Here is a 23496-nt window from a genome sequence, read left to right as displayed (position 1 = left end):
TCGAGGAGCTGGTCGAGACGAGGCTAGCAAAGGAGTCCACCTGTTGGTTGCCACTATTTATCCACAGACACTGATCTGCTCTCTTCTCCCCTCGCGGGAGAAGGGCTGGGGATGAGGGGGGGTTAGTCAGGACTCACCAGCTCCTTCATCAACGCCTTCAACCAGATCAAGGCCGGCTGCTGGGCATGGTGACTGAGTGTGCCAGACGCAGTTTGTATGTCTCTTTTATTGAGGACTCACCAGCTCCTTCATCAACGCCTTCAACCAGATCAGCGCGGGCTGCTGGGCGTGCACCGGATGCCAGACGCAGTTGAGGTGATAGTCCGGCACGTCTTCCGGCAGGGGCAGGCTTTTCAGCGGCCAGTGGTTGGCGAGCAGCTCGGCCACCATGCTCGGCAGCACCAGCAGGTGATCGCTCTGGCTGACGATGGCGGCGGCGGACATATAGCTCTGGCTGTTGACCGAGATGGTGCGGCTATGTCCCAGGCTCTGCAAATAGCGGTCGAGGCTCGCCTCCGAGGTGCCCAGCGGCGAGTGGAACACGTGGGGCATCTCGATAAGCTGCGCGAGGGTGATACGCTCCTCCTCCAGCTCCAGGGTGGCGCGCACCAGTCCGGCCAGGGGCTCGGTGAGCCAGGTCTCCTTGCCCAGATAGCCCGGCACCTGCATGTACTCGTCAAACCCCAGCACCAGGTCGATTTCGCCGCTCGCCAGCTCCGCCTCCGGCAGGGTGTCGCGCAGTATGCGGATTTCGATGGTGACCCCTGGGGCCAGCTTCCTGAGGCGCTGGATAAGGGGCGGGATCAGCACGCACTCCACGTAGTCTGTGGTGCAGAGCACGAAGCGGCGCTTGGAGTGGCGCGGTTCGAACAGATCCTCCTCGGAGAGCTGCTGCTCCAGCAGCCGCAGCACCTGCTGCACCCCCAGATGCAGCCGCTGGGCCCGGGGGGTCGGCAGCATCCCCTGGGGCGTGCGCACCAGCAGCGGATCGTCAAAGAAGGCCCGCAGGCGATTGAGGGCGTGGCTCATGGCGGGCTGACTGATAAAGAGCGACTCGGCGGCGCGGGTCACGCTGCCTTGCGTCATCAGGGCGTCAAGGGCGAGCAGCAGATTGAGGTCGAGCTGGTGCAGTTTCATGGTGGGGATTATTCGCCGTGTTTATGGGACAATCCATCCTATTCATTTGATGGATGGGCACGCAACTTCTTACACTGCGACCCACTCTTATTTTTCCAGGGTTCCCAGGTCAAGGTGGGGGCCTCAATCCATTCAAGGAGCCTTGCGATGAGCATCAAGACCATCAACTCCATTCCGGCCGCCGACGGCTTCACCATGCCTGCCGAGTGGGCGCACCAGCAGGCCGTCTGGATGATCTGGCCGTTCCGCCCGGACAACTGGCGGGGCGCCGGTCGTTTCGCACAGGCCACCTTTGCCAAGGTGGCGGATGCCATCGGGCAGGCCACCCCTGTCTTTATGGGGGTGCCCGCCCAGTTTATGGAGCAGGCCCGCGCCATCATGCCCGCCCACGTCACTCTGGTGGAGATGAACAGCGATGACTGCTGGGCCCGCGATACAGGCCCGACCATCGTCACCAACGCCGCCGGCGAGTGCCGCGGCGTGGATTGGGGCTTCAACGCCTGGGGCGGTCACAAGGGGGGGCTCTACTACCCCTGGGATCAGGATGAAGAAGTGGCAGCCCGGATGCTGGAGCAGCACGGCATGGATCGCTACGACGCGCCGCTCATTCTGGAAGGGGGCTCCATCCACGTGGACGGCGAAGGTACCTGCATGACCACCGCCGAGTGCCTGCTCAACGAGAACCGTAACCCGCACCTGAGCAAGGATCAGATCGAAGCTTACTTACGCGACTATCTGGGGGTGAAGAGCTTTATCTGGCTGGACGAAGGTGTCTACATGGACGAGACCGACGGCCACATCGACAACATCTGCTGCTTCGTGCGCCCGGGTGAAGTGGCCCTGCACTGGACCGACGATCAAAACGATCCCCAGTACGCCCGCTCCCTGGCCGCCCTCAAGGTGCTGGAAGCTGCGGTGGACGCCAAGGGTCGCAAGCTGAAAGTGTGGAAGCTGCCCCAGCCGGGCCCGCTGTTCTGCACCGAGGAGGAGTCCGCCGGCGTCGAGAGCGGCAGCGGTGTGCCGCGCGAGGCTGAGGGCCGTCTGGCCGGTTCCTACGTGAACTTCCTTATCACCAACGATCGCATCGTCTATCCGCTGCTGGATGCCGCCACCGACGGCGAGGCCCAGCGCATTCTGGAAGAGATCTTCCCCGAGCATAAAGTGGTCGGCGTGCCGGCCCGGGAAATCCTGCTGGGGGGTGGCAATATCCACTGCATTACCCAGCAGATCCCGTCCGGCAAATAAGCTGGTCGAAGAGTGTAGACATTCAAAACCCCACGCCGTGGGGTTTTATCTCTTGATAACCTGATGGTCGCAGGCGCCGATGCGGCGATCATCATGACAAACAGTCACCCTTTTACAGGAGATCCCCATGATCGAAGTGACCGAGGTTTCCATTGCCGAGCTGCGCGGTGCGCTCGAATCGGGCCGCACCACAGCGGTCGAACTGGTCGAGGCCTATCAGGCCCGGATCGCCGCCTACAACGGCCCCGAGACACAAACCCGCCTCAACGCCGTGGTGGTGCCCAACCCCTATGCCCTGAAAGAGGCGCAAGCCTCCGATGCCCGCCGCGCCCGTGGCGAAACCCTGGGGCCGCTCGACGGCATCCCCTACACCGCCAAGGACAGCTACCTGGTCAAGGGGCTGACCGCCGCCTCCGGCAGCCCGGCCTTCAAGGATCTGGTGGCCCAGCGCGATGCCTTTACCGTTGAGCGCCTGCGCGCCGCCGGTGCCATCTGCCTCGGCAAGACCAATATGCCGCCGATGGCCAATGGCGGCATGCAGCGCGGCGTCTATGGCCGTGCCGAGAGCCCCTATAACGCTAAGTATCTCACCGCGCCCTTTGCCTCCGGTTCCTCCAACGGTGCCGGCACCGCCACCGCCGCCAGCTTCTCTGCCTTTGGTCTGGCGGAAGAGACCTGGTCGAGCGGCCGAGGTCCTGCCTCCAACAACGGCCTCTGTGCCTATACACCGTCCCGTGGCGTCATCTCGGTGCGCGGCAACTGGCCCCTGACTCCGACCATGGACGTCGTCGTGCCCTACGCCCGCACCATGGCAGACCTTTTGGAAGTGCTGGATGTGGTGGTGGCCGACGATAGCGACACCCGTGGGGATCTCTGGCGCATGCAGCCCTGGGTCAAGATCCCCAAGGCCTCGGAAGTGCGTCCGGCTTCCTACTTGGAGCTGGCTGCCAAGTCCGATGCCCTCAAGGGCAAGCGCCTCGGGGTGCCGCGCATGTTTATCAACAAGGATGAACTGGCCGGCACCAGCGAGCACCCCGGCATCGGCGGCCCGACCGGTCAGCGCATCCATACCCGCGACTCCGTGATTGCCCTCTGGGAAGAGGCACGCAAGGCCCTGGAAGCCGCTGGCGCCGAAGTCATCGAGGTGGACTTCCCGCTGGTCTCCAACTGCGAAGGGGATAGACCCGGCGCACCCACCGTGTTCAATCGCGGCATAGTGTCACCGGAGTTTCTCAACGACGAGCTTTGGGAGCTCTCCGGCTGGGCGTTCGACGACTTCCTGCGCGCCAACGGCGATCCCAAGCTCAATAAGCTGGCCGATGTGGATGGCCCCAAGATCTTCCCCCACGATCCCGGCACCTTGCCGAACCGCGAGGGCGATCTGGCGGCGGGCATGGACGAGTACGTCAATATGGCCAAGCGCGGCCTGAAATCCTGGGACGAGATCGCCACAGTGCCGGACGGCCTGCGTGGGTTGGAGCAGACCCGCAAGCTGGATCTGGAGGAGTGGATGGACGAGCTTAAGCTCGACGCCGTGCTCTTCCCCACAGTCGCCGATGTGGGCCCGGCCGATGCGGATGTGAATCCGGCCTCCGCCGACATCGCCTGGAGCAACGGCATCTGGGTCGCCAACGGCAACCTCGCCATTCGCCATCTCGGCGTGCCGACCGTCACCGTCCCCATGGGGGTGATGGCCGATATCGGCATGCCGGTGGGGCTGACCTTCGCCGGTCGCGCCTACGACGACAACAAGCTGCTGCGCGTCGCCTCAGCCTTCGAGTCCACCGGCAACAAGCGCCAGGTGCCGCCGCGCACGCCGCCGTTGGGTTGATTGCAGTCTTCACTGATTAGTCTGGTAATAACAAAGAAAAACCCACCTGCCATGCTGGTGGGTTTTTATCAATGTGCTGTACTTGTAGATACCCTCTGGTGTGTGATGCGATTTTATTTTAAATACAGCGATAAGTCAGGGTGTAGCCAAGGATGATTTTAATAACCCCTTTCTGATGTCTTTATAATCATCCCACTTGAATTTCCTGAGAAACGCCAATGCGGCCTCAGTGCCATATGTAAACAGTTTTGTTTTATCTTCATCGCTCATATCAAAGTTCAACCAACCGACATCCCCAGTATCTATATATGAAACAAGATTTGTATAATCTTTATTGTTTTTTATGAATTCATGTTCAATTGCATGCCTGGCTGTATCAAATATGGCGGCTAAATAATCAGGGGTGTTCTTTATATCGGTAAGTCTATCATCAAGTTGAAGTTTAACGCCAAAAGTCGGTTTTGTTGGTACGACGCCTACTTTATGAAATATATCAATTGGGAAGTTTGATATCACACCACCATCGACAAAATAGAAGTAATCGGGAGGGAAGTTTTTACTATTGGCTATGCTCTTTGTTTCTGAGTTCAAGCTCCACTTACTAAGCCTGATTCCTCCCAAGCCATGGCCAGATACCTTATAAGGCTTGAAAAATAATGGAATGGACATGGAGCACCTTACAAATATGGCCGGATTTATATTGTCGAGGTCATCCCAATATAATTCAGCCATTCTGGGAAACTCGACTCGCATTTCTGAACTGACATCTGCAGTGATTACACCAAATTGGTTGTTGGTTATACTCACCTTTCCTGCTTTGATTTGATCTTCATAATGCTTGTTATTTTCAATGCGTCTTTGGTAGCCAATAGGAGATGTGTGCATTTTATTATAAAGTTCAACTGTAGTCCTAACACCGAAATTATTCAGTGTTGATTCCATCCATTCTTGAAATATATCCCCTCTATTCAGCCCCATCATCATTTCAATATTATCTTTTACTTTATATGCCTTGAATGCAGTATGAAGTACGTTAGCATCCTTGTTTTTAAAGTAACGCATTATTTGGTCAATGAATTCCCGAGGGGCGTTATCCCCATCCTGCTTGCCATCAACAAAACTCGATATTGGCATATCGGCAATCAGATTGATTATTTTTTCTGATTTTCGTTCTGACGGTGACCCGCAGGCTGCCAAAAGCATTGCCGCTATTGAGCCTGCAGAAGTCCCCCCTATGCTACCAAATCTGATCCCTGCCTCTTCCAGGGTATAAAGATATCCGATCAACGCGATACCTAATACACCGCCACCCTCCATTACGATATCAACATATTGATTACCATCTTCATCAATGGCATCGCTATATATTTTTTGGTCAAGTGCGTCGAGTCTTATTTTCTCTTTAACGGAATTCATTACTTCTTTGATGTTCATGATTTATCTCCGCGCATAAAAAGATCATGTTGCAATGTGACCGAACGACCATCTTTTTGCAGTTCGAATAAATATTATGAAAGGAGTTTTTAGTCTGCCAAGTGCAGTTGTGAATTTATATTTAATGTCGCTACAAATGGTGTTGTCAGTAGTCTCTGCTGTATATCCTTAATAAAGAATGGTAAAAAGCCAAAATCTAGATGCAGAGTTATATCGAGATGCCAGCAGGTATCAATAACATGTGGCATATCAGCATCATGTGTCTGCCCTTTGGGGAGCTTGCTTGTCCGAAAAACATGGGAGCTTGGAATATCCCGGAGTCCCCATCTCTGCAGGCCCGTAGGTTCGAATAGCGAAAAGGAGGTCGCCGAGAAGCCGCTGCTCCAGGGTATCCTGCCTGTCTTGCCATGACTCTGTGCGCAGCTGTATACGGACGATTACGCTGCGCTAATTGACCGTACATCAAGACGGTGATGGCATGGGGTGAGCCTTGAGAACTTTCTCTTCCCTGTACTGCCAATCGCCATGCTTGTCGTGACTCGCTACTGATTTCTCCTGACTTCCCCCGACTTCACCCTGGCTTCACACAGCCTCATTTTCCCCTCACAAATCCCTCCTATCTTCTGCCCACTGATAAATGGACCTGCTTGCCACGGGGTGGCGAAGGCCAAAGAGAGGGGAGCAAGGCGATGAAATCCTGGATCAAATACGGGCTGGCCGGGGCCCTGATACTGGTGGCGAGCTTTTGGGGCGGCAGCGTGCGGGCGGCGGAGATGCCCCTTGGCCGGGATGCTGCCGTGGCGGTACAGATAACCGGGCAAGATGCGGCTGTTCTGACGGGGGCCTCGTTCCTGCCGCTCGGGGAATAGCCATCGGCTGCTGCCGGGTGCAGCACCTCAGGGCATGGCCTGGGGCCTGTTTATCCGGACCCGGGCGGTGAGGGCGCGGCATACTGCGTATCAGTACAGGCCGGGTGGCCTACTGCGCCTGGTATTGTGCATTTAACCAGGCGATGGCCTCTTGAGGGTCGTTGAATGCCCGGATATGGTCCGGGTGAGTGGGAGACAGGCAGGAGAGGGCGATGTGATGGAGCACTTTGGCCGAATAGAGGGAGGCGATGGCCACCAGATCCTTCCGGGCAAGCCACACATAGGTCTCCTGGAGATGGTGCAGGGCGGATAGCACCACCCCTGATGCTGGCGATGGTCCACCAGGGCGCAGAAACGCTTCCCGTCCAGGCTGTTTACCACTGACTTTATCTCCGAAATCCACGCCAGCATGCCCTCTTCATTGAAAGGGCCGATCAGCTCACAAGTGACCAGGTGTTCCTGCATATTGAAGATGAACTCACCATGCTTTTTCTCAAAGGACATACAGCATTCTTATCCATGACCAGGGGCGGCAAGATGATATTGATTCATTCAACCTGCATCAATATCCGAATGAGGGGCTTGCTCGTGGCGCCGTACCGCTGCGTTGGCACCAGGGGAGGGAGGGGCTGTTCAGTGATGCCGATATGCGAATAAAAAGGCGGCGCCAGGATGGGCGCCTGCGTGTTTCATCCGGATGCTGGGCAGTCTCTGCCTGCACGTTGGGTGGCGATGCCCCCGCTTGCCCAGGCCCTTATCTGGGGGCGTCTTGCCCGGAAGGGGGGGCAGCCTTGGTGAGGGCATCGATGGCATTGGGGACGAATCGCTCGGAAAAACCGGCGATAAAGGCCCAGATGACTGCCTTGGCGGCATCCAGATTGGTCGCAGGAGAGGCCAGGGTCAGCAGGGTTTGCAAGGAGACATAGGGGTGCTCCATGTGTTTGAACTTGGGGAATAGGTCCCCCTGCAGCAGGCTGCTGGCAAAGAGCCCGTAGGCGATAAAGCCAAGCATGCCGGAAAAGAGCAGGGAGACATAAAACTGCGTCACGATCACCTGGGGTTGGCTGATGTGGGCGATGGCACCACTGTCGTGCAGCCTGGCGAGGCGGTAATAGTTGTTGATGACGGCCCCCACCGATCCGGCAAAGAAGATGGCGGTCATGATGTTGGAAATGAACGGGATGGTTTGCAGCAGCAGTATCAGGGCAAGGCCTCCGAAGGAAATGAGGCCGCTGATGGCCAGGTGTTTGTAGTAGCGATCCATGGGTAGCTCCACTTTGGGCACAAGACTCTGTTGAGAATAGCCAGCCCATGGAGAAAATGACCCGAAGAAGGCTGACGCAGCAGTGTCCGGCCTTTGTCTCTTCAAAGAAGGAATCTCTTACTACTTTGTGCTCTTAGAGGAACAAACGTGGTTTAACAACAGTGGGAGCTCCAATGGATGGACTAGCATAAAGCGTCATACGGTGCCGAGGTGGTGACCGTGATATCCCCACGTAAGGAGTGCGTGATGGCTAGAAAATTGATTGTTTGTTGCGATGGGACCTGGAACAACGAAGACAACAAAGATGACGGCGTGCTGGCGCCCACCAATGTATTCAAGCTCTTCAATGCCTTGCGTTGTGACGAGACCCAGCTCACCCGTTATCAGAGTGGGGTCGGCAGTGGTGGTCTGGTTGACAAGGTGATGGGGGGCACGATCGGGCTCGGGCTCAGTGAAGACATTCGCGATTGCTACCAGTGGTTGGCAACCCACTACCAAGAGGGGGATGAACTTTTCTTGTTTGGCTTTAGTCGTGGTGCGTTCACGGCCCGTAGTCTCGGGGGCATGATAGGGCGATGCGGCATAGTCCGATTCGCCTCTGACGAAGGGATGGGCGAGGTGGTTGAGCGGATATACGATCAGGGGTATCGCAAGAAGCAGCACTTGACGGATCTCGCCTTTTATCCCGGCTCTCAGGCTATCCGCTTCATTGGGGTATGGGATACTGTCGGCGCTCTCGGTATTCCCGATGACAAGGGATTGCTGAACTTGCTCGACCGTCCCGACAACTACCGCTTTCACGACGTCCAGCTTGGCAAGCATATCAAGACGGCGCGCCATGCCGTCGCCATCGACGAGAAACGAGGCAGCTTCACCCCGACTCTCTGGGATCCAGCCCCAGGGCGAGACATGCAGCAGATCTGGTTTGCTGGCGTGCATAGCGACGTGGGGGGCGGCTACAAGGAACACGGGCTTTCCGATATCACTCTGGCCTGGATGATGGAGGAGGCTGGCCAGTGTGGATTGGTGTTCAGGGAGTCAGCAAGCTCACAGCTACATCCTGATCCTGCTGGCCTGCTGCACGAATCCCATGTTGGTCTGATGAAGCTCTTGCTCACCTCGCCGCGCAGCTTGCCGAATCTTCACTCCGCCGAGATCCACAGGTCAGTGAATGATCGGCGCGAGATCTCTCCCATCAATCAGCTTCCCTATCTGCCAACCAAGGAGTGGTCAACGGAGGGTTCGATCACCCTGGATGTCTATGCCCGCCACCCCTGGTATTGGACCGGTATCTATCTGGAGGCCGGTCGCCATTATCGTTTCAACGCTCATGGTGAGTGGCAGGACTCTCATGTTCCGGCTGGCCCCGAGGGGGTGCGCGATAGAGCACTTGCACACCTGTTGGGTGATGCGCTTGGCAAGATCGAGCGCTTCAACGGCATAGTGACTCGCAACAGTCAGGCCAATGTTTCCGCTACCAAGCGGCTGGAAGATGCGGAATGGTTTGCCTTGATAGGGGTGGTGGCGGATGCGGGTAACCCGGACACCGATGGCACCCCGGCGCGGCCCAGCACCTTTGTGATCGGCAAAGAGGCCAGCATCACGCCGACCAAGAGTGGCTATCTCTACTGTTTTGCCAACGATGCCTGGGGATTTTACGAGAACAACCGTGGCTTTGTGACACTCACGGTGAGCCGAGACTGATATCGGGTGGGTGACGATAAGGGCTTCCCTCGGGAAGCCCTTTTGATGTCGCGGGTGAAGCGATGAGGTGTGCCGGGGGTTAGCGAAAGCGGAACAGCTCCCGGTGCAGCGGGGTGGCCAGGTGGGCATCCAGAGTCTGGGCCATGGGCTCGGGGCCGCAGAACCACACCGGTGTGTGCTGACGCTCACCCAGGGCGGCCAGATCCAGTCGGCCGCGCTCGGACTCCAGGTGCAGTCGGTAGTCGACCCCGGCCCGGCGGCACAGCTCGGCGAGGCGGCTGTGATAGGGGGCGGCCTCGGCGGTGGGGGCGCATTGCAGCAAGGTGGTGCCCGGGCGTGTCTCGCCACGGCGCACCAGGGCCTCCAGCCAGGCGACGAAGGGGGTGATGCCGATACCGGCACCCACCCAGAGGGCGGGAGCCGGGTCTGGCAGGGCGAAGGCGCCATAGGGGCCGGTGACTGTGACGGCGTCGCCCGCCTTGAGGTGCTGGTGCAGCCAGTTGGTGTGATCCCCGAGGGCGCGCACCGCCAGGGTCAGGGTGCGGCCATCCGCCGAGACATTGACCAGGGTGTAGGGATGGGGCTCGCCGCGCCCGGCGAAGTCGAAGAAGGCGAACTGCCCGGGGCGATAGCCTGGCAGGGGAGCGTTCAGGGCGACCTTGATCTCCAGGGTGCGTTCATCCAGAGGGGTGAGGGTGCTGACCCTTCCCTGGTGGCGCGCGTTCTTGCCCACCCGGCCAAACAGGGAGTAGAGCGCCCCCATGGCCCCCAACCCGCCGCCGATGAGCAGGGTCAGGCCGACCGGGGTCAGGGCGCCGATGCGCGGCAACAGGCAGAGCCCGTGCAGCCAGCCCATCAGATAGATGACGGGTGCCAGCCGGTGGGCCACCCTGAAGCGCTCGTAGCGCACCACGGCGAGCAGGCTCACCACCACCAGGGCCAGCAGCAGATAGAAACTCCACTCCCCCAGGGTATTGCCGAGTTCGTGCCACAGGGCATCGTTGCCAGCACCAGCACCAGCACCAGCACCAGCACTGCGGCGCGCCGGCCGGGTCAGCCAGTCGGCGGCGACGGCCCACTTGGGGGCTTCCACCAGCAGCCAGTGGGCCACCAGGGTGCCGGTGGCCCAGAGGGCGCTGCTGCGGTGCAGGTGCAGCATGCGATCCAGCCCGCCGCACCAGGCCTCGAGCCTCGGCAGGCGTAGGGCGAGCAGCAGGGAGAGGGTCATGGCGCCGAGGCCAAGCAGACCGGTCAGGATCAGCAGCTCGTGGCGCCAGGGCCAGAGGCTGGCGGGCCACTGGGTGAGACCAGAGAGCCAGAGCAGGGTCAGGGGCAGGGCCCAGACGAGGGATGCGGGTTTCATGATGTCCTCCTTGTCCATGCCTCCATTGCACGCCCCCTTTGTGGCCAGAGTGTGTCCCTCTACTACCTCTTTTGTAGCAGACTGTGGCAAAGGGCCGCTCTGGGAGGGCCTGGTCAAGGAGGGGGGGAGAACAAGAGGGAGTGCAGGGGAACCGAGTCAGGTCAGGTGGGGAGTCCTTGGGTGTAGAGGGCTCCCCAAAGGGTCTCTCGGGTCAGCCTTTGCGCCCCTTGCCGCCCTTGTTGCCCGAGAGGGCCTGCTTTCTGGCCTTCTGCTTCTGGGCGCCCTTGCCGCTGCGGCGCGGCTCGGGGTCGAAGCGGGTCAGATCCGGCTCAAAGCCCGGGAACCACTGCTGGGGCAGGCGGGTGTCGAGCACGGCTTCGACCTTCTCCAGCAGGGGGGCATCTTCCGGGCTGAACAGGGTGATGGCGAGCCCCTTGTTGCCCGCGCGGCCGGTGCGCCCTATGCGGTGGACGTAATCCTCAGCCACAAAGGGGAACTCCATGTTGATCACATGGTTGAGGTCGCTGATATCGAGCCCGCGGGCCGCCACGTCGGTGGCGACCAGGGCCTGCAGGGTGCCGGCGCGAAACTCAAGCAGCACCTTTTCCCGCGCCCCTTGGGACAGATCCCCGTGGAAGGCGAGCGCATGGATGCCCGCCTTGCCGAGCTGCTGGGCCAGCTTGTCGGCCCCCTGACGGGTGCGGCTGAAGATCAGGGTCGGCGCCCAGCCCTTCACTTTGATCAGGTGCTCCACCAGCGCCAGCTTGCGATCCCCATCCACCGCATAGACCCGCTGCTCCACCTCGGCCGCCGTTGTGTTGCGCGGTGCCACTTCCACCAGCGCCGGGTCGCGCAGCAGCACGCGGCTCAGGGCAAAGAGGTTGTCGTCGCAGGTGGCCGAAAACAGCAGGGTCTGGCGATCCGCCGGTATCTGTCTGAGCAGGGCGGTGATCTCGTCCATAAAGCCCATGTCGAGCATCCGGTCCGCCTCGTCAAACACCAGATGGCGAAGGCTCCCAAGGCTCAGGGCCCCCTGGCGCAGGTGATCGAGCAAGCGGCCCGGGGTAGCGATCAGGATATCCACCCCGGCTTTCAGTGCGTCGACTTGCGCGGCTATGCTGACCCCGCCGTAGACCAGGGTGCTGGTGAGATCAGTGCCTCGACCGTAGCGCGCGACGCTATCAAAGACCTGTACCGCCAGCTCGCGGGTCGGCACCAGCACCAGGGCGCGAATGGGGCGGGGAGCCTCACTTGCCGGCTCTGTCAGCAACTGCTCCAGCAGCGGCAGCACGAAGGCGGCGGTCTTGCCGGTGCCGGTCTGGGCCCCCGCCATCAGATCCCGCCCCGCCAGAATGAGGGGGATGGCGCTGGCCTGCACCGGGGTGGGCGCGGCGTAGCCGAGATCGCTCAGGGTCTGCTGCAGGCGGGGGGAGAGGGCCAGTTCGGCAAAGGAGGCAATGGACATAGGGCACCAGTATGGGGTTATCGCGGCCAGTGGCCGGGACTGAAACAGTCAGCGTGGCCGGGATGGTAACAGATAGAGGGGGAGCGGCAGAAGCCGGGCCGCTCAGGTGGCAGGATCGGCGTCCGGGTCGCGCACAAGGCGGATGGAGTGCCCCTGGTAGTAGGCGATATTGCGCTTGCCGTGCTGCTTGACGTGGTAGAGCAGCTCGTCGGCCAGTTGCACCGCCTCGGCCACCGACAGGTAATCGCGAAGGCGGATCACCCCGGCGGAGAAGGTGATGGGGGCGGGCAGCTCGGGGATCCGCAATGGCCGCTCCAGCAGGCGAGCGGCGAAGAGACTCATCATCTCGTCATTCTCCACCCCCTTGAACAGCACTATGAACTCTTCCCCGCCCCAGTGAATGGCGGCATCTCCCTTGCGGATATTGGCCTTGAGGTGATTGGCGAAGGCGACGAGGGCCAGGTCACCCACCCCGTGACCATGGGTGTCGTTGACGGCCTTGAAGTTGTCGATGTCGAGGATCATCAGGTAGTCGTGCTCCCGCAGCAGAGCCTCGTCCAGGATGTCACGGCGCGGCAGCCGGGTCAGGTGGTCGGTCTGGGCCAGGGTGCGCAGGCGGGTAACCAGGCTGCGCCCCGTCAGCATCAGCAGCAGCAGGGCGATGAGATAGATCTTGAAGGCCGGCCCGTAGAGCACGGCCAGGGCAAAATCACCGTAGCTGTATGACCACTTGAGGTAGAGGTCGCTGCCCGCCTTGGTGCGCATCAGCGAGGTGCTCAGGCAGAGGTGGAACGGGCGGCAGGGCTCGGCCTCCTCGAAGGAGAGGACTGTCCGGGTCGGGTTGAGATGCTCGAAGGGGGGCAGCACCTCCTTGAACGCCCTGTCGACGGCGATGTCGATGCCCGTCAATCCATGGCGGTAGTCCTCTATGGCGGCCTCGTAATAGACGAAGGGGAAGTAGAGGGTGATGGTCTGCAACCCGGTGAAGGTGTCGGTGTAGATGCCGGATACCCAGGCCTCATCGGTGCTGCAGGGAACATGGGTGGCAGCGAAGAAGGCGCAGCCGAAATAGTGGGTCCAGGGCTCGATGTCGCTGAGGTCGGTGTTGACCGGCAGCAACTGGCTCGGCAGCATCCGTTTGTTGGCGACCATGCCAAGCATGCGGCGATCGTCATAGAAGGCGTAGAGGTTGAGGACCTCGGGGTTGGAGAGCACATATTGATAGACCAGGAGCATCTGGTTGGCCGGGGGCAACACGGGAATGACCGCCAGGCGCTTCAGGGTGGGGAGATCATAGCCATAGGCATAGGCCGTCGCATCTCCGTTCTCGCTGAAGATGGGCATCTTGATGCTGCTGTTGTCGATGAAGGCGGCCAGTTTCTCTGGCGCCAGGATGCGGGCCCGCTGATAAAACACCTCGAACAGGTTGGGCTGCCTGGCGGTGATGAGCGCCATGTCGTGCCTGATGCTGAAGTAGCTGTAGTTGCACACCAGCCCGAGCCCTGTCAGTGCCAGGCATAGCCAGCCAAACCGGTAGAGCCATTGACGGGGGACGGTACCCAACAGTGATCCAGCCATGCGGTGAACGCTCCCGTGGTGACAGAGGCCATTTTTGTAACTGATTTTGCCGGGCATCACCAGATGAAGTTGGTGGGGCGCCATGGGGCGTGCACAAAAATGAGCCAACAATATCAAAAAGATAGACGATAAGATCGCATTCGATGGCAGGCAGGGGAGAGGAATGGTGGCTGAAACAAGAGGGCATGACGCCCTCTTGCTGGTGCGGGAAGGGGGTGCCTTACCGTGCCTGGTATTTCGGCGAGTAGGGGCCGTAGAGGATGCCGTTGGGCATGTCGGCGCTGAGCAGCCTGACGCTGGTGATACCGGCGATTTCATGGCCCTTGTCGGTAATGGTGTTGGCAATCTGATTGACCACCGCCACCACCAGCATGCCGATGAGGCCGCCTCCCGAATTGCCCTGCTGCTCGGCACTGCTGGCGCTGGCGCTGCCTTCCCACAGCAGTTTGCCGGTGCGCAGATCCACCAGACGGGCACTGGCGGTGACCACTGTCTCGCTGGAGATGACCAGATAGCTGGTGCCGTAATCCTTGATGTCGAGGTACAGAGCGGTATCGGCACCGTAGATCTCGTGGAGCTTCTTGATGGGCAGCCCCTGAATGTCTGCGGGCTCGGTCACGCCGTTCTGCCGGAACGTCTCGTTGGTGACCGCCACCGGCAGCACGTAATAACCGGACTCGGCGAGCGGATAGGTGATCTGGGATTGCAGGCTGGGGCCCGCCTTGACATCAGGCGAGTGATTCACCGGCGGCAACACCAGAATGGAGGTCGGTCTGCTCTCCTTGAAGTTGCCGTAGTCGTAGCCGGGGCCCTTTGCGCAGCCGCTCAGCAGGAGGGTGCCCAGTGTCAGGGCAAGGAGGGTGCGCAGGGTCATTGGGTCTCTCCCTTCTTGTTGGACATCAGGAAGTTCATGAAGGGGGCCGACTCGGGGAAGAGGCGCTTCTCGGTTTCGAACTGCTCGCGGGTCTGCGCATCCCTGCCGAGCTGGGCATAGAGCATGCCGAGGTGAGCATGGAAGCCGGGCGGCACCGCCTGGCCCTTGGCGCTGGCCTCTTGCTGGTTTTTCTCCAGCGCATCGATCTGGGCTTGTACCCCGGTGTCGTCACCCTGCATGTGCTGGTAAACCACCCCCTGGTATTGATCCCAGTTGTAGAGCGTCTTTGGCGTCTGGGCACAGGCACTCAGCAGCAGGCCGCTGGCCAGCAGCAGGAAAGGACGGAAAATGTTCATCTTGTCCCTCCTCACTGGGCCGGGCGCCAGGCGCCGGTCTCGATGCCGTTCACCAGGTTGTTGACGGCCTCGCGGATGGCGAGATCCAGCACCTTGCCGTTCAGGGTGGAGTCATAGCTGGCGGTACCGCCGAAGCCGACGATCTCGCGGTTGGAGAGTTCGTACTCCCCGGCGCCCTGGGAAGAGAAGACCACTTCCGAGGTGGTGACGTTGACGATGTTCAGGTTGACCTTGGCATAGGCGATCTGGGACTTGCCGCGACCCAGGATGCCAAACAGCTGATGATCACCGACTTCCTTGCGGCCAAACTCGGTGACGTCGCCAGTGACCACATAGTCGGCGCCCTTGAGCTGCTGGGCCTGCTGCTTGATCCCGGCCTCCGCCTTGATCTCTTCCATGTTGTCGCGATCCAGCACGCTGAAGCGGCCAGTCTGCTGCAGATGGGTGATCAGCACGGTTTTCGCCTGGCTGCCCAACCGGTCCACGCCGTCGGAGAAGATGCCACGCATGTAGCTGGAGCGGTTGTCAAACTTGCCGACGGCGATGGGGCTGCGTGTGCCCTGATAGTGGCTCTGATAGGAGGTGACCTTGGGCACCTCCAGGGAGCGCGACGACTCGCTCGCACAAGCGGTCAACAATACCGCCATCAGGATGACGCTGGATGAAACAACAAACTTCTTCATGTAAGGCCCCGTTATTTAAGGAAAAAAACAACGGCGGACTCTAACATGGTTCGCTGCGAAGAAAGTGCCCCGTATGGGGGGCATAACCGCTCAATCAGTGTGCGTTTGGTTGATCGTGGCGGGGATTGAGGGGGACCGGGTCTCCCGGTGGCGCTGGAACACCTCCTCCAGGGCCCCCACCAGGGCACGCATCCGCCCCGTCTTCTGCACATCCGGGTGCAGCACCATCCAGATGTCGATGGGGTCATGCTGGTCAGGCAGCAGGCGTACCAGGCCAGGGTCCTCCTCGGCGAGGAAGGTGGAGAGCAGGGCGATGCCGAGCCCCTGGCGGGCGGCTCCCATCAGCACCAGCTGGGCGTTGCTCTGCAGCACCACATTGGGTTCATTGAGAGGCTCGCCGCACAGGCTCAGCCAGTGGCGGGCCACCAGTTCCCTGGGAAAGAGCAGCAGGTCGTGCTGTTGCAGCGCCTGGCCCGAGCGGGGCGTGCCACGGCGGGCCAGGTAGTCGGGGGAGGCGTAGAGCCCCATCTTGATGGTGGCGAGCCGTTTGACCACCAGATCTCCCTGCTCGGGGCGCAGGCTGCGAATGGCGAGGTCCGCCTCCTGATTGGGGATGTCGCTCACGCTGACGGCGGTCAGCAGCTTGAGGCGGATGCCGGGGTGGCGCTGGCGCAGCAGGCTGAAGGCCGGCAGCACGAAGCCCTGGGCCAGGGTGTCCGTGGTGGCGATGCAGATCTCTCCCTCCAGCTCCCCCAGGCTGGCCGCGCGATCCATGGCCAGGGCCGCCTGCTCCATGGCCTGTGCCTGGGGCAAGAGCGTCTCCCCCAGTGGGCTGAGCCGATAGTGCCTGGGGGTGCGGATAAACAGCTTGGCCCCCAGCTGCTGCTCGAACAGGCCGACTCGCCGCCCGACGGTGGCCTGATCGACCCCGAGTTCGAGGCCAGCCCGGCGCAGGCTGCCCCGCCGTGCCAGGGCCAGAAAGAAGCGGGCGTCATCCCAGTTGATCATGCTTGCTCCTCGCTCAAGCAGGACGCCCGATTGGCGCCTGAGTATTAGATGCGAGAGGGGGCGGCAGCACAAGGGGGCGACCCTCTCGCTCTCCGGGGCCATCCAGGGATGGGGGGCAACCGCCAGGGTGATGCAAGTTTGAATCGTCGTGATGCAGAACTGCCGCAGCCCGGGGTGGACGGGATCGCTATGATGACGCTCCCGATAGCGCTTCCTCTGTCTGTGACTGGAGTCTTGATGTCATCCCCCTGCACCCTAACGCCTGCCCACGGCAGCGAGGTCGATGTTCGCCCCTGCCTGCTCTGGTTTTTGTCCCTGGCCCTGATGTCGGCCCTGCTCAACAGCAGCGTGCCCACCCCGCTTTATCCCCATTACCAGGCGGCGCTGGCCCTGAGCGATCTCGGCCTCAGCCTCATCTATGGCGGCTATGCAGGGGGCGTGCTGATCGCCCTGTTCGGGGTGGGCAACCTGGCGGGAAGGGTGGCGGATCTGCGCACCCTGATCCTGCCCGCCCTGCTGGCGGTAGCGGGGGGCGCCCTGCTCTTCTCCCTGGCGGACAGCTTCTGGTCCCTGCTGCTGGCGCGGGTCCTGGCCGGGATTGGCACTGGAGCCCTGACCGGCGCCGCCAATGTGGCGTTGCTGCGCTTTGGCCCCAAGGATGGCGGCAGGCGGGCGGCCCTGAGCGCCACCCTCTCCTTCACCGCCGGGTTGGCGCTGGGGCCCGTGTTCAGCGGCCTGGCGCTGCAACTGGATCTTTACCCGACCACCTTGCCCTTTCTGCTGATCCTGGGGATGGCGAGCTGCGCCATCGCGGGGCTGGTGCTGAGCTGGCCCAGGGGCGCCAGGATGGCGGCGCCCATCGCGAGCGGGCAGGGCGGGGGCTCCCTGGGGGAGGGGCTCAGGGCCACGGGGGCCGGGTTCTTCCTTTGCGCCCTGGCGCTCTTCACCGCCTGGGCGGTGGCGGCCAGCCTGCTGGCAATGGGTCCCAAGGTGGTGAGCCAGTTGCTGGGGATGAGGGATCTGGGGCTGTTTGGCTATCTCATCGCGGCCTATCTGGTGTTCTCGGGGCTCTGCCAGCTGTGGGCGCGTCGCCTCGACGCCCGCCACACCCTGCAAAGCGGCTGTCTGGCCCTGGCGCTCTGCGTGCTGCTGTTTGCCGGTGCCGTGCACGGTTTGCCGGGCTGGCTGGCGGGGCTCGGGCTGCTGGTGGCCGGTTACGCCCAGGGGGCCGTCTTTGTGGGCAGCGCGACCCTGATCAATCGCATCGCGCCCCCCGCCAGCCATGCGCGGCTGGTCTCCCTCTTCTATGTGATCGCCTATGTGGCGAACTGGGTGCCCGTGCTGCTGGGCTGGGTGAGCGATGGCGCCGGTCTCCTGGCAGCGCTGGATCTGCTCTTCGTCGGCAGCACGCTGACCAGCCTGGGGCTGGCCTGGGCCCTGTCACGCAGGCGCTTCGAGCCCGCCTCCTGACTGGGGTCTCTATTCGTCGACCAGGGCGACGCTGCCGGCATCCAGGTGGTGCATCCACTCCCGCAGGATCAGCAGGGCGGCGGCAACGCGGCGATCTCTGGGCAACTGGGCCGATGCCAGGGGATCCCCTTCCACCATGGCGACCAGCTGGCCGAACAGCCGCTCTATGCTCTCCCTGCTCTGCACCCGGCTGCCGAGGGCCTCGGCCAGGGGCACGGGGCTGTGCAGCTGTACCAGGGGGTGGGGCGGGATCCGGGCCGCGAGGGACATCAGCACATCCTCCACCACCATGATGGCCTGCTCCAGCTCCAGGGACGTCGGCGGATCCCGGCGAAAGGGGCCTGGGGTCAGGGCATCGAGCCCCAGTGCCAGCGACAATGTCTGGCTGGTGCCGTCCGCACCGGTGATCTCTACCCGGCTCCGGGTACTGCCCAGGCTCAGCAAAATGGTGTCCCGTTCCTCTACTGTCATGTGGTGCTCTCCTGGCGTCGAATGTCCCATGGATACACCAGCGCGGGCCGGATTGGCGAGTCATTTCGCCCCCCATTCGGGGATATGGGGTTGCAAAGATTTCATTCAATGGCAATCTGGACGTCCAAACGTCTTTAAAGGAGCCCTGACATGGATATTCGCATCGTCCCCCGCGCCCTCGTGCTCGCCCTCTCCCTGGTCGGGGCGAGTGCCCTGGCCAACGAGGCCCTGGTGTTCCAGACCGATTTCGGCCTCAAGGATGGCGCCGTCTCCGCCATGAAGGGGGTCGCCTTCGGGGTGGACCGCACCCTGCCGCTCTATGATCTGACCCACGAGATCCCGGCCTACAACATCTGGGAGGCCTCCTACCGCCTCTATCAGACCCTGCAGTACTGGCCCGAGGGCACCGTCTTCGTGAGCGTGGTGGATCCCGGTGTCGGCACGGATCGCAAGTCGGTGGTACTCAAGACCAAGAGCGGCCACTACATCGTCAGCCCGGACAACGGCACCCTGACCCTGGTGGCGGAGCACTTCGGCATCGACACCCTGCGCCAGATCGACGAGAAGACCAACCGCCTCAAGGGCTCCGAGAAGTCCTACACCTTCCATGGCCGCGATGTCTACGCCTATACCGGTGCCCGGCTCGCCTCCGGCGCCATCAGCTTCGAGCAGGTGGGGCCCAAGCTCCCTGCCGAGGTGGTGACCATCCCCTACCAGCCGGCGGTGGCCGAGCAGGATGGCACCCTGAAGGGCACCATCCCGATCCTCGACGTGCAGTACGGCAACGTCTGGACCAACATCGACGACACCTTGCTCACCAGGGCGGGGATCAACAAGGGTGACAACGCCTGCATCAGGATAAGCGAAGGGGATGCGCTGAAATACGAGGGCAAGGCCCCCTACGTCAGCAGCTTCGGCGATGTGCCGGAAGGGCAGCCGCTGGTCTACCTCAACAGCCTGCTGCAGGTCTCGGTGGCGCTGAACATGGACAGCTTCGCCGCCAAGCACCAGGTGCAATCCGGCGCCAACTGGCACATCAGCTTGAAGAAGTGCGACTAGGGTTCAACCCTTCTGTCGGCGATACGTCTTTCGGGGCGGTGGATTGGTGTCCACCGCCCCTTTTCCTGGATGGCGGCCCTTCATGCCAGGCCGGACGGCTATCTCATCACTTGTCATCGTTGTTTAATAAAGTGCCTCCATGCTGTGGCCGGACGCAGTGAGTGAGCCATGATGCCAGCAGAGAGAACAAGGAAAAGCCGATGAGCCGTTTTGACGAGAGAGACAGTGCCAACCACCCCCGCGAGCAGGAGCCGGAGTTCAACCGCCTGATCGAGGCCGGCCTCAGCCGCCGGGGTTTCTTGAAGGGGGTCGGCGCCGCCAGCATGGTGGCCTTCTTCGCCGCGAGCCCGGTGGCCCGCGCCGTGGCCGCCGCCACCCAGCCGCTGCTCGGCTTCCAGGCCGTGCCCGCCTCTGTGGCCGACACCATAGTGGTGCCGCCAGGTTACAAGGCCGAGGTGCTGATCGCCTGGGGGGATGCCCTGTTCGCCGATGCCCCCGCCTTTGCCCAGAGCAATGACGCCAAGGCCCAGGCCCGCCAGTTCGGCGACAACAACGACGGCATGAGCTTCTTCCCCCTGGGGCCGGATCGCGCCCTGCTCGCCGTCAACAACGAATACACCAACTACGAATACCTGTTTGCGGATGGCGGCAAGGCACTCAGTGCCGAGGCCGTCGCCAAGGCCCAGGCGGCCCACGGGGTCTCCCTGGTGGAGCTGGCGCGCATCGATGGCAAGTGGCAGGCCAACCCCAAGGGGGCCCTCAACCGCCGCATCACTGCCACCACCCCCATGACACTGAGCGGCCCGGCGGCGGGCCACGCCCTGCTCAAGACCCAGGCCGACCCCGAGGGGCGCGCCGCCCTCGGCACCTTCAACAACTGCTCAAACGGCCAGACCCCCTGGGGCACCTACCTCACCTGCGAGGAGAACTTCAACGGCTACTTCGGTAGTGCCAGCAAGCCGGTGCTGGACAAGCGCGCCGCCCGCTACGGCCTGGCCGCCGAGGATGCAGGCTTTGGCTGGCACAGGTTCGACGAGCGCTTCGATCTCGCTAAGCACCCCCAGGAGCCGAACCGCTTCGGCTGGGTGGTGGAGATAGATCCGCAGGATCCCGCCTCCACCCCGAAGAAGCGCACCGCCCTTGGCCGCTTCAAGCACGAGAACGCGGCCTTTACCGTCAACAAGGATGGCCGCGCCGTGGTCTACCTCGGCGATGACGAACGGGGCGAGCACATCTATCGCTTCGTCTCGAAGAACAAGGTCGCGCCGGGCAATGACCCCGCCAACCGGGATCTGCTGGACGAGGGCACCCTCTATGTGGCTCGCTTCGAGGCCAGGGAGGGGGAGCTCAAGGGCACAGGCCAGTGGCTGCCCCTGGTGCACGGCCAGAACGGTTTGACCCGGGAGAACGGCTTCGCCGATCAGGGGGAGGTGCTCATCTTCGCCCGGGAGGCCGCGACCCGGCTCGGCGCCACCACCATGGACAGGCCCGAATGGGTGGCTGTGCATCCCCACAGGGCCGAGGCCTACTGCACCCTGACCAACAACAAGAACCGCGGCCTCAAGGAGAACCAGCCCCTCGATGGTGCCAACCCCAGGGCCGAGAACCCCTATGGTCAGATCATCCGCTGGCGCCCGGCCGCTGGCGATCACGGCAGCGACAGCTTCGAGTGGGATCTCTTCCTGCTGGCGGGCAACCCCGGCGTTCATAAAGAGGGGCTGATGGCGGGCAGCGCCAACATCCACCCGGACAACATGTTCAACAGCCCGGACGGCATCGGTTTCGACGAGGCGGGGCGACTCTGGATCCAGACCGACGGCGACTACTCCAACGAGAAGCAGTTTGCCGGCATGGGCAACAACCAGATGCTGTGTGCGGATCCGGCGAGCGGCGAGGTGCGCCGCTTCCTGACCGGACCCATTGCCTGCGAGATCACGGGCCTCACCTTCAGCCCGGACTGGCGCACCCTGTTCGTCGGGGTGCAGCACCCCGGTGAAGAGCTGGCCCCCTCCCACTTCCCGGACGGCGGCACCAGCATTCCCCGCTCCGCCGTGCTGCGCATCACCCGGGACGATGGCGGCATCATAGGGGCCTGAGTCGGCAGGCTTATATAAGCAGAGATAATGTCAGAAATGAGAAAGCCGCCCTCGGGCGGCTTTTTCGATGGCGCAAGGCGAACTCAGAACTCGTTGGAGAGCGCCTTGTAGCCCTTGACCAGATCGATGTTGGTGTGGGCCACGTCTTCGGAGAACTCGGTGGCATCCACGGTGACGCGGGGGATCTGGGCCAGATCGCTCTGCTGGTTGATGCGGGTGGTGGAGGGCACATAGAAGCCGGGAGGCAGATCGCAGCCGTCGATCACCGAGTTGTGACGCACCACGGATCCTTCGCCTATGTGGCAGTTGAACAGCACGCTATTGAAGCCGATGAAGACCCGGTTACCCACTTCGCAGGGCCCGTGCACTATGCTGCGGTGGGCGATGGAGCTGTATTCGCCTATGGTGACGGCGGCGCCGGACTTGGAGTGGATCACCACGCCGTCCTGAATGTTGGAGTTGGCACCGATGACGATGGGCTCCATGTCGCCGCTCTCATCCACCTCGTCGGCACGGATCACGGCGTAGGGGCCGACAAACACATTCTCCTTGATGATCACCTTGCCGCAGATGATGGCGGTCTTGTCGATGTAGGCGGACTCGTGGATGACGGGTAGGTGACCGGAGGGATTCTTGCGGATCATGTCATGTCCTGTTGCTGATGAAATCGGGGAAAATGGCGGGGCGCAGAGGCTCGCCGGAGAGTCAGCTTACGCCTCTGATCCGGGTGGGGGAACCCTTTACTGGTCTGACCCACTCTTGGTAAGGGCATTTCACATGGTTGTTCTTTGACTCCCTTGTATGGGAGCATGGGGGCAGACCACAGGCCGTGTTCCTTATCAGAAGGGGGCCTGATTGCGATGACGGAGACGATGACATGAAGAAGATGATGCTGCTCCTTGCGGCTTTCTTGCTGTGTGCCCAGGCCGCGCAGGCCAAGGGACTGCCCGGTGAGTTTGACTACTACGCCATGGCGCTCTCCTGGTCACCGGAGCACTGCGCCATCAAGCCAGCCGATAGAGAGCAGTGCAGCCGGCAGTTGGGATTCGTGCTGCACGGGCTCTGGCCCCAATACCAGCGTGGCTACCCCGGCAACTGTACCCGCGAGCGACTGGATCCCGCCATGGAGCAGGATTTTGCCGGGCTCTATCCCAGCCGTTTTCTCTATGGTCATGAGTGGGAGAAACACGGCACCTGCTCCGGCCTGAGTCAGCAGGCATTCCATCAACTGGCCAGCGATCTGCGCCAGAAGGTGCGGATCCCGGCGGCTTATCAATCCCCGGTCGAGCCGCTGCGCAAGAGCAGCTTCCAGCTCAAGGCGGATCTGGCCGGTGCCAACGACTGGCTGGCTCCCGACAACATCACTGTGGCCTGCGCCGATGGCGGGCGTTTCCTGCGGGAGGTCTACGTCTGCATCAACAAGGAAGGGACTGATGCCGTCCCCTGCTCGAACGAGATGCAAAAGCGGGAGCGTCGCTCCTGTGGCCAGCCGGATTTCCTGCTGCGCAGCGTGCGTTAGCCTTCTCTCTCTTCATCGGGCCCCTTGCGGGCCTGATGTGCAACTACAGCCATCGGAAAGGAGCTTTGCA

The 23496-nt window shown here is 61.8% G+C and carries 21 protein-coding genes; 8 read left to right on the top strand and 13 right to left on the bottom strand.

Annotated features, from left to right (window positions below):
• Positions 1-225: 225 nt before the first annotated feature.
• Positions 226-1137, bottom strand: coding sequence for a LysR family transcriptional regulator (locus WIR04_RS16750; RefSeq protein ID WP_338888427.1), 912 nt, complete (start codon positions 1135-1137; stop codon positions 226-228).
• Positions 1138-1284: 147 nt separating this feature from the next.
• Between WIR04_RS16750 and aguA the strand changes: the two genes are divergently transcribed.
• Both aguA and WIR04_RS16740 read left to right on the top strand, forming a co-directional pair.
• Entirely contained in the window at positions 1285-2382 is a 1098-nt protein-coding gene (gene aguA, locus WIR04_RS16745; protein ID WP_338888425.1) for an agmatine deiminase, read from the top strand.
• A 127-nt stretch (positions 2383-2509) separates the two neighbouring features.
• Entirely contained in the window at positions 2510-4213 is a 1704-nt protein-coding gene (locus WIR04_RS16740) for an amidase (RefSeq protein WP_338888423.1), read from the top strand.
• Between the two features lie 135 nt (positions 4214-4348).
• Here WIR04_RS16740 and WIR04_RS16735 read toward each other — a convergent pair whose 3' ends face one another.
• Positions 4349-5647 (bottom strand): patatin-like phospholipase family protein, encoded by a 1299-nt coding sequence (locus WIR04_RS16735; protein WP_338888421.1) that lies wholly within the window; start codon positions 5645-5647, stop codon positions 4349-4351.
• Between the two features lie 689 nt (positions 5648-6336).
• On the opposite strand from WIR04_RS16735, the gene WIR04_RS16730 reads away from it, so the two are divergent.
• Positions 6337-6516: a hypothetical protein gene (locus tag WIR04_RS16730; protein WP_338888419.1), complete on the top strand. Its 180-nt coding sequence runs from the start codon at positions 6337-6339 to the stop codon at positions 6514-6516.
• Between the two features lie 109 nt (positions 6517-6625).
• On the opposite strand, the gene WIR04_RS16725 is transcribed toward WIR04_RS16730, so the two are convergent.
• Together WIR04_RS16725 and WIR04_RS16720 are read right to left on the bottom strand one after the other, a co-directional pair.
• Complete coding sequence (locus WIR04_RS16725; protein WP_338888418.1) at positions 6626-6796, bottom strand: hypothetical protein; 171 nt, start codon at positions 6794-6796, stop codon at positions 6626-6628.
• 474 nt (positions 6797-7270) lie between these two features.
• Positions 7271-7780 (bottom strand): hypothetical protein, encoded by a 510-nt coding sequence (locus WIR04_RS16720; RefSeq protein WP_025325853.1) that lies wholly within the window; start codon positions 7778-7780, stop codon positions 7271-7273.
• Between the two features lie 246 nt (positions 7781-8026).
• On the opposite strand from WIR04_RS16720, the gene WIR04_RS16715 reads away from it, so the two are divergent.
• Entirely contained in the window at positions 8027-9484 is a 1458-nt protein-coding gene (locus tag WIR04_RS16715; RefSeq protein WP_338888417.1) for a DUF2235 domain-containing protein, read from the top strand.
• 79 nt (positions 9485-9563) lie between these two features.
• Here WIR04_RS16715 and WIR04_RS16710 read toward each other — a convergent pair whose 3' ends face one another.
• The 7 genes from WIR04_RS16710 to WIR04_RS16680 form a co-directional block, all read right to left on the bottom strand.
• Positions 9564-10847: a ferric reductase-like transmembrane domain-containing protein gene (locus WIR04_RS16710; protein WP_420883432.1), complete on the bottom strand. Its 1284-nt coding sequence runs from the start codon at positions 10845-10847 to the stop codon at positions 9564-9566.
• Between the two features lie 211 nt (positions 10848-11058).
• Positions 11059-12312 (bottom strand): DEAD/DEAH box helicase, encoded by a 1254-nt coding sequence (locus WIR04_RS16705; RefSeq protein ID WP_338888413.1) that lies wholly within the window; start codon positions 12310-12312, stop codon positions 11059-11061.
• A gap of 102 nt (positions 12313-12414) precedes the next feature.
• Positions 12415-13890 (bottom strand): GGDEF domain-containing protein, encoded by a 1476-nt coding sequence (locus tag WIR04_RS16700; RefSeq protein ID WP_338888411.1) that lies wholly within the window; start codon positions 13888-13890, stop codon positions 12415-12417.
• A 220-nt stretch (positions 13891-14110) separates the two neighbouring features.
• The gene (locus WIR04_RS16695; protein ID WP_338888409.1) at positions 14111-14764 is read right to left on the bottom strand and encodes a DUF799 domain-containing protein; all 654 of its coding nucleotides are present in this window, start codon (positions 14762-14764) and stop codon (positions 14111-14113) included.
• On the bottom strand, positions 14761-15120 hold the full coding sequence (locus WIR04_RS16690; protein WP_025325859.1) for a DUF4810 domain-containing protein: 360 nt from the start codon (positions 15118-15120) through the stop codon (positions 14761-14763). The genes WIR04_RS16695 and WIR04_RS16690 overlap by 4 nt, the downstream gene beginning before the upstream one ends.
• 11 nt (positions 15121-15131) lie before the next feature.
• Positions 15132-15803 (bottom strand): CsgG/HfaB family protein, encoded by a 672-nt coding sequence (locus tag WIR04_RS16685; protein WP_338888407.1) that lies wholly within the window; start codon positions 15801-15803, stop codon positions 15132-15134.
• A gap of 90 nt (positions 15804-15893) precedes the next feature.
• Complete coding sequence (locus WIR04_RS16680; protein WP_338888405.1) at positions 15894-16811, bottom strand: LysR family transcriptional regulator; 918 nt, start codon at positions 16809-16811, stop codon at positions 15894-15896.
• Between the two features lie 234 nt (positions 16812-17045).
• On the opposite strand from WIR04_RS16680, the gene WIR04_RS16675 reads away from it, so the two are divergent.
• Complete coding sequence (locus tag WIR04_RS16675; RefSeq protein ID WP_420883431.1) at positions 17046-18281, top strand: MFS transporter; 1236 nt, start codon at positions 17046-17048, stop codon at positions 18279-18281.
• A gap of 9 nt (positions 18282-18290) precedes the next feature.
• Here the strand turns inward: WIR04_RS16675 and WIR04_RS16670 are convergent, their stop codons facing one another.
• Positions 18291-18752, bottom strand: coding sequence for a hypothetical protein (locus tag WIR04_RS16670; protein WP_338888401.1), 462 nt, complete (start codon positions 18750-18752; stop codon positions 18291-18293).
• A 150-nt stretch (positions 18753-18902) separates the two neighbouring features.
• Here WIR04_RS16670 and WIR04_RS16665 point away from each other — a divergent pair, with 150 nt between their 5' ends.
• Together WIR04_RS16665 and WIR04_RS16660 are read left to right on the top strand one after the other, a co-directional pair.
• The gene (locus WIR04_RS16665; protein ID WP_338888399.1) at positions 18903-19811 is read left to right on the top strand and encodes an S-adenosyl-l-methionine hydroxide adenosyltransferase family protein; all 909 of its coding nucleotides are present in this window, start codon (positions 18903-18905) and stop codon (positions 19809-19811) included.
• 200 nt (positions 19812-20011) lie between these two features.
• Positions 20012-21907: a PhoX family phosphatase gene (locus WIR04_RS16660; protein ID WP_338888397.1), complete on the top strand. Its 1896-nt coding sequence runs from the start codon at positions 20012-20014 to the stop codon at positions 21905-21907.
• Positions 21908-21990: 83 nt separating this feature from the next.
• Here the strand turns inward: WIR04_RS16660 and WIR04_RS16655 are convergent, their stop codons facing one another.
• Complete coding sequence (locus WIR04_RS16655; RefSeq protein ID WP_005330618.1) at positions 21991-22551, bottom strand: carbonate dehydratase; 561 nt, start codon at positions 22549-22551, stop codon at positions 21991-21993.
• A gap of 233 nt (positions 22552-22784) precedes the next feature.
• On the opposite strand from WIR04_RS16655, the gene WIR04_RS16650 reads away from it, so the two are divergent.
• A complete protein-coding gene (locus WIR04_RS16650) occupies positions 22785-23426 on the top strand; it encodes a ribonuclease T2 family protein (protein ID WP_338888394.1) in 642 nt (213 codons plus the stop codon).
• Positions 23427-23496 lie beyond the last annotated feature (70 nt).

The sequence above is a fragment of the Aeromonas rivipollensis genome, assembly GCF_037811135.1.
Lineage (GTDB): Bacteria > Pseudomonadota > Gammaproteobacteria > Enterobacterales > Aeromonadaceae > Aeromonas > Aeromonas rivipollensis.
Note: the sequence above shows the minus strand (reverse complement) of the source record. Positions and strands in the feature narration are given on the sequence as shown.